The organism is Exiguobacterium sp. s101, from assembly GCF_018617835.1.
Classification (GTDB): domain Bacteria; phylum Bacillota; class Bacilli; order Exiguobacteriales; family Exiguobacteriaceae; genus Exiguobacterium; species Exiguobacterium marinum.
Genome location: NZ_JACSKX010000008.1, coordinates 29,105 through 41,231 on the forward strand (window position 1 = coordinate 29,105; position 12,127 = coordinate 41,231).

14 protein-coding genes are annotated in these 12,127 nt (G+C 50.3%); all 14 read right to left on the reverse strand.

Annotated features, from left to right (window positions below):
• Positions 1-55: 55 nt before the first annotated feature.
• Positions 56-1,111, reverse strand: a complete 1,056-nt coding sequence (locus KNO76_RS08265; protein ID WP_214884608.1) for a GGDEF domain-containing protein — start codon at positions 1,109-1,111, stop codon at positions 56-58.
• A 94-nt stretch (positions 1,112-1,205) separates the two neighbouring features.
• Positions 1,206-1,433, reverse strand: a complete 228-nt coding sequence (gene csrA / locus KNO76_RS08270) for a carbon storage regulator CsrA (RefSeq protein WP_214699578.1) — start codon at positions 1,431-1,433, stop codon at positions 1,206-1,208.
• Positions 1,433-1,870: a flagellar assembly protein FliW gene (gene fliW, locus KNO76_RS08275; protein ID WP_026825387.1), complete on the reverse strand. Its 438-nt coding sequence runs from the start codon at positions 1,868-1,870 to the stop codon at positions 1,433-1,435. Before fliW ends, csrA begins: the two co-directional genes overlap by 1 nt.
• 15 nt (positions 1,871-1,885) lie before the next feature.
• Positions 1,886-2,461 (reverse strand): DUF6470 family protein, encoded by a 576-nt coding sequence (locus KNO76_RS08280; RefSeq protein WP_214884610.1) that lies wholly within the window; start codon positions 2,459-2,461, stop codon positions 1,886-1,888.
• A gap of 6 nt (positions 2,462-2,467) precedes the next feature.
• Positions 2,468-3,409 (reverse strand): flagellar hook-associated protein FlgL, encoded by a 942-nt coding sequence (gene flgL, locus KNO76_RS08285; protein WP_214884620.1) that lies wholly within the window; start codon positions 3,407-3,409, stop codon positions 2,468-2,470.
• Positions 3,410-3,415: 6 nt separating this feature from the next.
• A complete protein-coding gene (gene flgK, locus KNO76_RS08290) occupies positions 3,416-4,906 on the reverse strand; it encodes a flagellar hook-associated protein FlgK (protein ID WP_214884622.1) in 1,491 nt (496 codons plus the stop codon).
• Positions 4,907-4,918: 12 nt separating this feature from the next.
• Positions 4,919-5,275, reverse strand: coding sequence for a flagellar export chaperone FlgN (flgN, locus tag KNO76_RS08295; protein ID WP_214703386.1), 357 nt, complete (start codon positions 5,273-5,275; stop codon positions 4,919-4,921).
• 114 nt (positions 5,276-5,389) lie between these two features.
• On the reverse strand, positions 5,390-5,641 hold the full coding sequence (locus KNO76_RS08300; RefSeq protein ID WP_026825382.1) for a flagellar biosynthesis anti-sigma factor FlgM: 252 nt from the start codon (positions 5,639-5,641) through the stop codon (positions 5,390-5,392).
• A 23-nt stretch (positions 5,642-5,664) separates the two neighbouring features.
• Positions 5,665-6,051 carry a flagellar protein gene (locus tag KNO76_RS08305; protein ID WP_026825381.1) on the reverse strand — a complete coding sequence of 129 codons (387 nt, stop codon included), beginning with the start codon at positions 6,049-6,051 and terminating at the stop codon, positions 5,665-5,667.
• Between the two features lie 18 nt (positions 6,052-6,069).
• On the reverse strand, positions 6,070-6,738 hold the full coding sequence (locus tag KNO76_RS08310; protein ID WP_214884624.1) for a ComFC family protein: 669 nt from the start codon (positions 6,736-6,738) through the stop codon (positions 6,070-6,072).
• Positions 6,735-7,892 (reverse strand): helicase-related protein, encoded by a 1,158-nt coding sequence (locus KNO76_RS08315; RefSeq protein WP_214884627.1) that lies wholly within the window; start codon positions 7,890-7,892, stop codon positions 6,735-6,737. The genes KNO76_RS08310 and KNO76_RS08315 overlap by 4 nt, the downstream gene beginning before the upstream one ends.
• Positions 7,893-8,013: 121 nt before the next feature.
• A complete protein-coding gene (gene treC / locus KNO76_RS08320; protein ID WP_214884630.1) occupies positions 8,014-9,648 on the reverse strand; it encodes an alpha,alpha-phosphotrehalase in 1,635 nt (544 codons plus the stop codon).
• A gap of 81 nt (positions 9,649-9,729) precedes the next feature.
• Positions 9,730-11,178: a PTS system trehalose-specific EIIBC component gene (gene treP / locus KNO76_RS08325; protein WP_214884639.1), complete on the reverse strand. Its 1,449-nt coding sequence runs from the start codon at positions 11,176-11,178 to the stop codon at positions 9,730-9,732.
• Between the two features lie 201 nt (positions 11,179-11,379).
• Positions 11,380-12,090: a trehalose operon repressor gene (gene treR, locus KNO76_RS08330; RefSeq protein ID WP_026825377.1), complete on the reverse strand. Its 711-nt coding sequence runs from the start codon at positions 12,088-12,090 to the stop codon at positions 11,380-11,382.
• Positions 12,091-12,127: the final 37 nt, after the last annotated feature.

The following is a 12,127-nucleotide window of genomic DNA, read 5'->3' on the forward strand; positions in this document are numbered from 1 at the left end:
CGTGAAATCCCCTATAACCGCTGGACATGATTTGCCAACGGTTATAGGGGATTTTTTAGGCGAACCTTACCTGATCTCGACCACTTCGCTTCGCTACATACAAGGCTTCATCCGCACGTTCGAACACGACCATACTCGATTCATGTCTTGCGACGGCTGCACCAATCGAGATGGTCATCGGAATGACCTCTCCTTGACATTCAAACATCGTGTGACGCACGGTCTGAACAAGCTCTTCCGCCACTTCTTTCGCATCCTCACTTCCCTCAATCACAAGCAAGAATTCTTCTCCACCGTATCTTCCGACAAATCCTGACGGGGGGCAATTCCGTTCTAACGTCTGTCCAATATGACGAAGCGCCGCATCGCCGGCCAAATGCCCATATGTATCATTCAACTGTTTAAAATGATCGACATCGATAACAAGTAGCGTCCAAGGTTTGCCGGACATCTCTAAGTCATTCATCTGTTCGAGTGTTCGGTACCGATTCGGCAGTCCCGTCAATTCATCAATGGTCGCCCGGTGTGTATGTAAAAGGAACATCCATAGATGGGTCTCAAGCTTTTTCGCCGCCCAATAACAGAGCCAGGCACCAAGCGATAACATGAGAAAGTAAGGGACAAACACGTTAAAAAATACACCTGTCCCGACACTACCCGTCACCTGGATCAAAACGAGTAACGCACCAAATCCGATGTAGACGGCGTATCCTTTCACCCGATTAATGAGCACGCGGGAAACCACTAAAGAAAATAAGAAAAAGACGATAAACATGAGAATGGCGTCAACGAACGGGGCACTCATCCCATGGATTGTCATACGTCCGATAAAGATAAGTCCGAGCGTGACAATCGCCCCGAATGGCCCAGCGTAGGTCGCTGATAGCGCAATCGGGATGAGGCGGAGATCAATACGTGCCTCACCGAGTTCGATGGCATTGATCGTCAGGAGAATCGCCGTCAGTCCATTCGACACCCCGAACCAAAATCGGACAAATAATGGAGAAGTTCGTTGAATCGGCAAGACCGTCCGCATCACATAGAATGTAAGCGACATGAATAAAAAGATGAGACTAATGTTGATGACAAATTGATTAATAACCGCTCCCACCAATTCTCCTCCTTCCCTTCCCGTTTCTATCCTATCCCAACTCATCAAGAAATGTCATTCACCACTTATCGATTTCATCAAAAAAGTCGAAAGCTCACGCTTCCGACTGCTTGTTAATCATTTGCTTCATCAAGTTAGCGCTGTTTCTTGCCGACTCGTTCTCTTCCTGCATTTGAACGTAGACTTCATGACGGTGAATATCGATATGACGCGGGGCATCGATGCCGAGCTTCACTTGGTCACCTTCGATCGCGAGCACCGTGAGCGTCACATCGTCCCCGATATGGATCGCCTCACCTTGCTTCCGTTTCAATACGAGCATCAGCGCACCTCCGTTTTCGTTCCGCCGAGCGGATAGCGTGCCGGAAAGGCGTCGTCTAGGATGACCTGTTTCCCGCGACGTTCTTTCGTCTCGATGACGATCGGTGCCTTCAAATTGAGCGTCGACGACTCGAACGGCTCACGAAGCGTGACGACGGAGTAGACCGATACGTGTTCCGCTTCTTCGATTCCAAGTTGGTCTTTCGCACCATCTGACAACTCGAACGCATAGTCCGACTTATGCCAGAACGGATTCGTCACGACGAACGCGCAAGCCTGTTCCTCAATCGATTGAAGCGACCAGAACGGCAATTCTTCACCATACGGAATCAAGACGAACGTCTTCGAATCCGGGAATCCCGGAATCTCACTGACGAACGTGATCGTCTCCGCTTCATTTATTTCAACCTTGCCAAAGTAATCTGTTTCAATGAACATGGATTGTCCTCACTTTCAACGCGTTTCATCATACATCCCACCGACCGGCCATATCTCGAGTGACGCCTGTTGACGGAGCGAGATGTCCGTCGTCCATGGCGTAAATGAGATATCCGTCGGTGTAAGGGATACATCAATTTGGGGTGGTGTGATATTCCACTCGATTTTCACATCCGCCGGCGTATACGTCAACTTGACACGGTCAATCGATTTCGGCATATAACCCATCTCGACGATTGGGTATGGGTCGTTCACCTTTTCCGCTGCCATCGATGGGATCGGATTCCCGTTCTCGATGCGCATGAGGCGGTCCCCGTCCCGGGCGATGTTCGCCATCGCCTCACGGGCACCTTGCTCTCCCATCTGACCGAGATATTTCCCGAGTTCAAGCGCACCTTTCAAGTTGCTCTCGCTTCTCGCCACCGATGAATCGACCTCGAGCTTCCCCGGTATCGTCTGTTGCGTCATTTCGGCTTTCCCTTGCTGGATAGAAAGATCAGTACGCCCTTGACGCATCTCGAGCACGGGACGATTAGAAGTCATCTGGATTGCGGCATGTGTCTGCCGCATCTCAAGTCTTGCGAGATTCATAATCGCTTACCGGAGAAAGTCGAGGAGCGTCGGTTGGATGATGCGGGCACCTGCAGAGAGTGCTGCACGGTGGACCGTCTCATGTGACTTCAGTTCCATGATGACTTTCTCCACATCGATATCTTCGTTGTCGGACATAATCGTTTTTGCAATGATTTCATGATCCTGCAAGCGATTATCTACAAGTTCCAAACGGTTCGCCCGGGCACCGAGTTCGGCGCGTTCTGTGATTAAGCTCTGACCGAGTGTGTCGAGCGTGTCGAGTTCCGCCGACAGGTCGGCGCCGCCTGTCGCTGGATCATTCAACATCGTCGTCAATTTGTGAAGACCTTCGAAAAGCTCTTTCCCAAAGATTGTCTCCGGTTGCATATTCACTTGCACTTTGATACCTTTTGACACCTCGAATTCAATTTTTCCAGTCGTTGTCGGGGCTCCCGCAACGTCCGTATAAATCGTATTCACGTCTGCTGTAGCACTCGAATCAGCAAGGTACGCTTTAAGATTATCGATATCGATCAACGGTTGGTCTGTTTTCGTTCCGTTATAAATATACTTCTCGCCCGCTTTCGAATTTGCGAGGGAGCCGATATGTTCAATCAATTGGTCGACCTCACTCTTGATGATGGCGCGTTGCGAAGATTCATACGTATCGTTCGCGGCTTGCGTCGTCAATTCACGAATCCGTTTGACGGCTTCCGTCACTTCGTTTAGCGTCGAGTCCGTCAAGTCCATCCAACTTGTCGCCTCACTGACGTTACGGCGGAATTGATCGACTTCACGCACCTCCGTCCGGTACCGGATCCCTTGCATCGCGACGACCGGGTCCTCTGATGCTTTTTGAATCCGTTTCCCGCTGATGAATTGTTCCTGGACGCGAGCGAGTGTGTTGTAGCTACTTGATAAATGCTTCAAGTTCGTCTGTGTGAGCATTGTCTGTGTGACACGCATCAGTCATTACCTCCCTACGACACCCATGCCGTTAATGATTTTGTCGAGCATCTCGTCGACGGCCGTGATGTTACGTGCCGCCGCGTTATAAGCGTGTTGATATTGAATCATCATCGTCATCTCTTCGTCGAGCGAGACTCCGCTGACCGATAATCGACGTTGGTCCGAACTACTTAAGAGAGCGAATGTACTCTTTGCCAAGTTCGCGTTTTGGCTAGCCTCGACCGCCATGTTTCCGATGACATTTTGATAGTATTTGCCAATCGAGGTCGAGGTCGTAACCGAACCCGCAAAGTTAAGCGCACTTTCTTTCAATTGCGCAAGTTCAAGAGCGCCACTTCCATCCCCGATGTTTCCATCTTTTGATGCGGCAATCAAATCTAAGTTCTTCATGAAATCATCGTTTACAGTAATCGTCGAAGCGCTCGTCATCCCTACGAAAAAGTCAGTTCGACCTGCAACCCCATCTGCATCTTTATTTGTGCCATGAGCCGTATTAAATGCTGAAGCGAAAACATTCGCCATTTCATCCAGATCTGCGAGCATTTTCGTGAAGGAGCCATCATGGGCTTCTGTGCCTGTAGACGTACCATACATATCGACAAGTGCTTTCCACTTCCCGTTCGGCAAGTCATTAAATGTAAGCGTAGATGTTCCCCCAGCGGCATTCGTTAGCGTCATATCTTCAATCTTACCGACCCCACTTGTTAAACTGTCGACAAGTTTCACTTCAGTGCCACCAATATTAACGCGAATATCAACTCGCCCTTCAGCAACACGTTGCGAGTTACCGCGTGTCTCTCCGTTCAAATAATCAACGGGTACGCGCTCGAACTCGATATATTGGGACAACTCATCCATATAGCGGTCACGTTCGTCATATAATTCGTTCGGTAAGACACCTAGTGGCTCCGCGTCTCCGATTTGACGGTTGACGTCATTGATTTTTGTCAACAAGTCGTTGATTTTTTTCGTGACGACGCCCGTTTCCGTCTTTAAGTCATCCTGTACTTTTGATAATGAAGACGACATATAGTTAAATGTTTGAGCCAATGTCAGTGCCCGCTGTCGGACGACGCTTCGCGCACCTGTATCGTCCGGGTTGACCGATAAATCTTGGAGTGACGCCCAAAACATGTCAAGTGACTTGGCGAGTCCGTTCTCTGAAGGTTCGTTGATGATGTCTTCCATCCGGCCGAATGCTGCTTCTTTCGTCGCATAGAATGCGTTCTTCACCGACTCGTCACGATACTGTTGGTCAATCATGAGATCGCGAATCCGGGCGAGTGTCTCCCCGCGTACCCCGGTCCCGAATTGTCCGGCTTTCGCCCCCCCGAAATTGACCGAGAGCTGCTCGGTCATCCCGAGTGTGAGCCGTTGGCGTGAATAGCCAGGGTTCGAGGCGTTCGCCACGTTATTCCCGGTCGCCTGAAGCGCCCATTGGTGTGTCGAGAGACTGCGGCGCGCCGTCTCTAATCCCATAAATGTTGAACCCATTCCACTTCCTCCTTAAACGTCACGGCTGAACGAGCGTGTTTCAAACGCTTGTTGTCCGTATGTGAAATCATCTGCTTCCGGCATGATCATGTCCAAATGCCAGGTAATATAACGAAGCGATTGTTCGAGCAGTGTCGCGTTCAATTCGTTCTGTCGCTTCAACTCGAACAAGACCGGTCTCAATTCCTCTATCTCTTCATCGTCCAATTCATACGTCCCTTGAAGTCGTTCCGCTTCTTTTTGTGAAATTTGTCGGACGAGTTTCGCTTCTTCTTTGACGAGTGTACTAAATGCCGCCATGTCGTTCTCAATGAGTTGCTGTTCTTTTGCGTAGGCCAATTCGAGTAAACGTTTATGTAATGTGAGCATGAGTCTCTCCTTTTTTCAAAAAAAGAGCCGACTAAAGAAAGGGGTGCCCCTTATTTAGTCAGCTTCCGTGCCGTGTTATTTAGTGCGAAGGCCTCAAACGGACCTCGCTTCCATTCATCCTTGTAGAAAGCGTTTAGCGATGTCGCGCGCGTCCCGTGAATACGTGCCCGCATCAATCTCTGCTTTCAAAGCATCGATTTTAGCGAGACGGTCCGGATGTTTCACCGGTTCTTCAAACCGGGCGCGGGCTTCCGCCGAAATTGACAATTGGTCCGTTTGGCTAGATGGCGCGGGCTTCGGCTCGACTTGCGTTTTCTTTTCATAAGTGTTTGGTAAATGTACCCACTTGGCTGAATCGATGCGCATGCGTCTTCCCCCTCTTCATGATGTTAATCCAAACGATAAGTGCGGATACTTGATTGTTTCGTCAAGCTATCCTGTAGACTGGACAGTTCCTTCTGCATATCTCTCTGGCAGTTCGAACAAACTTTCCCTTCGTTCGTCGGTTGACCACAACGAACGCAGCGGATCGCAAGCGCCGGATTGTCCTTGATAATCAAGCGTCCTTCATGGATATATCGCGTGATATCAAGTTCAGATACACCTGTCGCTTCGACGAGGGCTCCGATGGTCGTTTGTTTGTTGGCTGGCTCACGAATGAAGTCGCGGACTTTCAAAAAGTTTTGGAAGTCAACCTCACTACATGATGGACAGTACGGTGAACGGCTCTGTTTCATAAATAAGCGTCCACACATTTGGCAAGTTGCTGCATCCATTGGTTTCACCTCTGCTCTTTATATCGGACGCGATTTCGATTTGTTTAGCGCCCGAAATAAGCAAATCGCAGAAACTTCTGTCGCACCTGCCTGACGTAACGAAAATGCCGCCTGATGAAGCGTTGTCCCCGTCGTATAGACGTCGTCTACAAGCATGATTTTCCCACATTTCACTGAAGTCGGTACAGTGAAAGGATTCGTTCGGTGTCGTCTTCCTTTTTTCCCGAGTTCACGTTGACTTGAAACCTCTGATTTTTCGAGAAGTTGTCGCGTCGGACCGATGTATCGGGCCAGCACCTCTGCCTGATTGAAGCGACGCGTCTGAAGTCGCTCTTCACTCAGCGGAATCGGAACGTAGGTTACACCCGGTGTACGTAATGAGCGTAATGTCGGCGCCACTGATGCTGCAATCACGACATCTCCGCTGAATTTGAAACGGTGCAGCCAGTCAATCCCCGCCTCATCATATGCGTACAGACAACGAACGGTCAAATCTAATCCGAGCGCAAGCCAACGGATACAGTCCGCACACGTCTCACCGTTTTCATTCGGTTGACCGCAACGTGGGCAACCTGTCCCGAGCGGCGTGAGTTTCGTCTCACAAGCCGGGCACACCCAGTCCTTCCGCCAAAGTGTAGCTGGCGTCCACGGGACCTTCATCGGCTCGTGACAAAGAAGACACTTCATCGCCGATTCGCCTCCTTAATTGCCCGGATGGCTTGATCTTGACGGAACGTGCGCTCCTCGTAAAAGAAACAGACCTCTCCTGTCGGTGCGTCCGGTTTTCGCCCCGCCCGTCCTGCCATTTGAATGAGTCCGCGTGTCGTAAAGAGCCGATGCTCGCTCTCAATCACCGCGACCTGCACGTCCCGCACCGTCATCCCCCGCTCCCAGATCGAGGTCGCGAGGACCACACCTTTCGTCTCTTGAAGCCAATCGAGCGCCTCGAGCCGTTCCTCCGTGTCAGCGGATACGGTGCGGCATGTCATTCCCGTTTCTCGTAACTGCGCTTCATAGCGTTCGAGGTCCGGCTTCGTCGGGACGAACAAGAGACGCGGTTTGGATTTATGTCGCTGACAAAAGTCTAGAATGCGTTCATCCGATTGCTTGACGAGAGTCGGGACAGGCAAATCAAACCCGTGATAACGCCGAGAGAGATGAATCGTCGGAAATGTCTTTTGCCACATGGTCGGGGTCGCCGTAATGAACAAGAAGACACCTCTCCCGGCCCGTCGTATCGTATTCCACAAGGCCACGTCAAAGGCAAACGGGAAGGCATCGGATTCATCGACGAGCACATAGTCGAATACGTGACGTAGATTCATGAGTAACGGCGTGGTCGCCACGGTGATCATTCCGATGGATGCTTTCTCCCCGCCCCCGTATCTTCTCGTGACAGGGACAGTGAACGCATGTTCTAATCGTTCTACCCATTCAATGGCAACGTCCCGCCGAGGTGACACGATCAATACCCGCTTCCCTTCATTGACGACCCGCTCGATCACCGGGAACGTCATCTCCGTCTTCCCGGCCCCGCATACCGCATGCACGAGTCCCGTCTTTCGTTCATCCCACCACGTGAGCAGTTGACTAGCGACACGCGTTTGGGCAGGGGCGAGCTCGAACGGCATCGTCAATTCGGTCGTTTCAGCCGGGGTCGCGATGTCTCGTTCTTCTAGATAATCACAACGACAGACACGCCCGAGATAAAGACAATTTCGACAATAGGCACAGCGCCCATGATGACAGGTGAACGTCCGGACGTTCGTGCTGAGACAGCGTTGGCAAATGCCGAAGCGGATGGCCCGTTTTCCCGTTGATGCAACGATGAGTTCTCCCATAACCGAACTCCTTTTTGACCTCACGTTACCAAAATGGATACGTGAATGCGACTCGACTTATATAGCACAACTTATCTCCTTCACACAAATAGGACCCGACAAAAAAGTCAGGTCCCATCTGTTATTTCTGTTTGTAGAACATGATCGCCTCGTACGGACGAAGGGACAATGTCGTCCCGTCGAGCTCAGGCACGTCGTAGTTGTGACTGACGACGTTCACCCGCTCGAACCCTTCCGGAATCGTGTACGTCGTTTCGGTTCCATAGAAGTTTGCGACGACGAGGAGTTCCTCGCGGTCGATCTTCCGTGTATATGCCCAAACGTCTAACGAATCAGGTGTGAGGAGCGTGTAGTCCCCGTCCGTCAAGACGTCAAGTTCTTTTCGTAACGCAATCAAATTCTTGTAGTGGTAGAACACCGAATTTTTATCATGTAATGCCGCTTCGACGTTCACGTCTTTATAGTTCGGCGCCACGTTGATCCACGGGGTACCATTCGTGAAGCCGGCATGCGTCGTCGCATCCCACTGCATCGGCGTCCGCGAGTTGTCGCGTGACTTCTGTTTGATGGCAGCCATCATGTCTTCATGTGACACGCCTTCCTCACGCTTCAATTTATAGTTATTGAGCGTCTCGATGTCCCGATACTCGTCAAGCGAGTCAAAGCCAGGATTCGTCATCCCGATCTCTTCTCCTTGATAGATGTATGGCGTCCCTTGGAGTCCGTGAAGTACCGTAGCGAGCATTTTGGCACTCTCGATACGGTGATTCGTGTCGTTCCCGAAACGGCTGACGACGCGTGGTTGGTCGTGGTTACACCAGAAGATGGCGTTCCACCCTTTTCCGTGCATCCCGCGTTGCCATGTCGACATGATGTCTTTCAACTGAATGAAATCAAACGGTGCCGCGACGAACTTCTCACCGTTCGGATAATCGACTTTCAAGTGGTGGAAGCTGAACGTCATGCTGAGCTCGTTCTCGTCCGGGTTTGAATACCGTACACAGTGATCGAGCGTCGTCGACGACATCTCCCCGACCGTGATGACGTCATGACCGTCAAACACTTCACGGTTCATCTCTTTCAAATATTCGTGGATGCGTGGGCCGTCCGTATAGAACTTCCGCCCATCCGACTCGTCTTCCGGGAAGTCCTGTTCTTTTGAAATCAGGTTGATGACGTCGAGACGGAATCCTTTGATTCCTTTTTCGCGCCAAAAACGCATCATCTCATAGACGTCCTCGCGCATCTGTTCGTTCTCCCAATTTAAGTCGGCTTGTGTCACATCGAACAAGTGGAGATAGTATTGTCCGCTCTTTTCATCATATTCCCACGCGTTCCCACCGAACTTCGACTCCCAGTTCGTCGGTTCATCGCGCCAAATATAATAGTCTCGGTACCGTTCGTCTCCCGACAATGATTTTTGGAACCAAACATGTTCGGTCGACGAGTGATTGACGACGATGTCCATCATGAGACCGATGCCCCGCGCCTCCGCCTCACGGATCAGTTCGTCGAGGTCTTCCATCGTTCCGTACGACGGGTCAACGGCATAGTAATCACTTACGTCATAGCCGTTATCGTGTTGAGGTGACTGATAGACAGGCGTCATCCAAATGTATTCGATGCCGAGCTCTGCCAAGTAATCTAGCTTTGCCGTCACCCCTTTAATCGATCCGGTCGCATTCCCTTCCGGACTGTAAAAGCTTTTCGGGTAAATTTGATAGACGACTGATTTGCGCCAATTTTTCTGTGTCATAGACGACATCTCCTTTTGTAAGAGTTTTCATTTCAATAAGAAAGAGGGAAGAACTGCCGTCCCTCCCTCCCGAATCATTTCTTATGCGACTTTATTTTCTTCGATTTCACCCTTCTTCATGTAGCGTTTCGACAAGACGAACGTGAGCGCGAACGGTACGATGATCGCGATGAACATGCCGACGATGAAGAGGATGATTTTATCTGTGAAGATCGAGAGGAATCCTGGGAGTCCCCCAACACCGATGGCGATCGCTTGAACGTCATTCAATGTGATGAAGATTGCCGCGATTGCCGACCCGATCATCGCTGAGTAGAACGGGAATTTATTCGGCAAGTTGACCCCGAACATGGCCGGCTCTGTGATACCGAAGTATGCAGAGATCGCTGAAGTCGATGCCATACTCTTTTGTTTCGCATTGTGCTTGTAAACGAAGAACATGGCGAGTGCGGCAGAACCTTGCGCGATGTTTGAGAGGGCGATCATCGGCCAGATGAATGTACCGCCTGTATCCGCGATCAACTGAAGGTCGATGGCGATGAATAAGTGGTGCATCCCTGTGACAACGAGCGGTGCGTAGAACAACCCGAAGAGGAGTGCCCCGACGACCGGTACGGCTTCAAACGTGTTGACAAGTCCTGTTGCGATCAAGTTACCGATTCCACGAGTGATTGGTCCAACGATTGCGAGTGCGAGGAATCCAGTGACGACGATTGTCGTGATCGGAACGACCAAGAGCTGAATCGCGTTCGGCACACGTTTTTTCAAGAACATCTCGATTTGACTCAAAATATATGCAGCGGCGAGGACCGGCAAGATTTGACCTTGGTAGCCGACTTTCTCAATTTCGAAAAGTCCTAGGATATCAAACGTTGGTACTTCGCCTTCAAGTGCTGCTGTCCCGTAGCCCCATGCGTTCAAGAGGTCCGGGTGAACGAGCAAGAGACCCATGACGATCCCGAGTACTTCGCTACCACCGAATCGTTTCGTCGCCGACCATCCGACGAGTGCCGGTAAGAAGACGAATGACGTATTCGCCATCATGTTGATGAGATCCCAAAGTCCTTGTAAGTTCGGATATGCCTCGATGAGCGTCTGTCCGTCGATGAAGAGACCTTCTGAAGCGAGTAGGTTGTTGATCCCCATGAGGAGACCGGCTACGATGATGGCTGGAATGATTGGCATAAAGACGTCAGAGAAGACTTTGACGAGTTTTTGAAGCGGATTCATTTTCTTGCCACCTGCAGATTTGACCTCGGCGACCGTTGCCGCCTCAAGACCGGCGAGCTTGATAAATTCAGCATAGACGCGATCGACATCACCGGCTCCGATGACGATTTGATACACGCCAGAGTTCTCGAACGCCCCTTTGACGAGATCGATTTCTTTCACACGTGCCTCATCGACTTTCGACTGGTCTTTGAGGGAGAGACGAAGACGTGTCACACAGTGAGCTGCCTTGTCTACATTATCTTTGCCACCGATTGCTTCTAAAATGTCAGCGGCAATTTGACGATAGTCTGCCTTCATGTTCATAATCCTCCTTTGTTTGAAAACTGCTTATGAAAACGGTTACTTATGATTACAAACAAAGTATAACTTATCTATATAAGTTGAGTCAACAACTTATCTATATAAGTTTTGATGAACGTCATTCGACAAATATACAGGTGAAAAATTCCCTTGCTCACACTCGTTCAAACAAAAAACCTCCTTCTATTCGAAAGAGGTTTACCGACGGGCGACATCACTGAACTGGAACTTGTCCAATCGGTGGCGCGACTCCGTATATTCAAATTGTTGCCCTTCATATAAGAACGTATCGTTCGTGATGACGATGACGTATTCATAGTCATGCAAGTCGAGTCGCTCCCGGTCAAGTTCCGTCACGTCCTCGGCCGCAATCTTCCGTTTGGCATAACTGATTTGTTGATCGAGTTCCCGTTCGATGTATCCATAAATGGAACGGGCTGCAATCTCTTCTGTCAATCCCGGAACGAGGTCTTTGACAAAATAATTGATGTCTAAGATCACGTTCTCCCCATCAAAGTTTCGGACCCGTTCAATGCGAAACACGTGGGTCCCCGGTGTCAGGTTCATTCGTTCGGCGAGCCAGGGCGGGGCCTCCATCTCTTCGAACGAGGCGACGTGGGTTTGGATGGAACGACCTAGCATACTTGCATAGATTTCCGAGAAACTGACGATACCGTTGAATTGAAACTCGATTTGATCCCGCTTCAACACGAATACGCCTTTCCCGTGATGCTTCCTTACGTACCCGTTCTCCTGCAACAGGTCGAGTGCCTTTCGGACTGTCCCCCGACTGGCTTCGAATTGATACATCAACTCTGTCTCAGATGGGAGTTTTGAGTCTGCCGGTCTCGTGCCGTTACGCATTTCTTCTGCCAGACGCTCAAATATTTGGCGATATTTCGCCATCACATTCCCTCCTCCATTGAAAAAGACGACCTTAGACGGT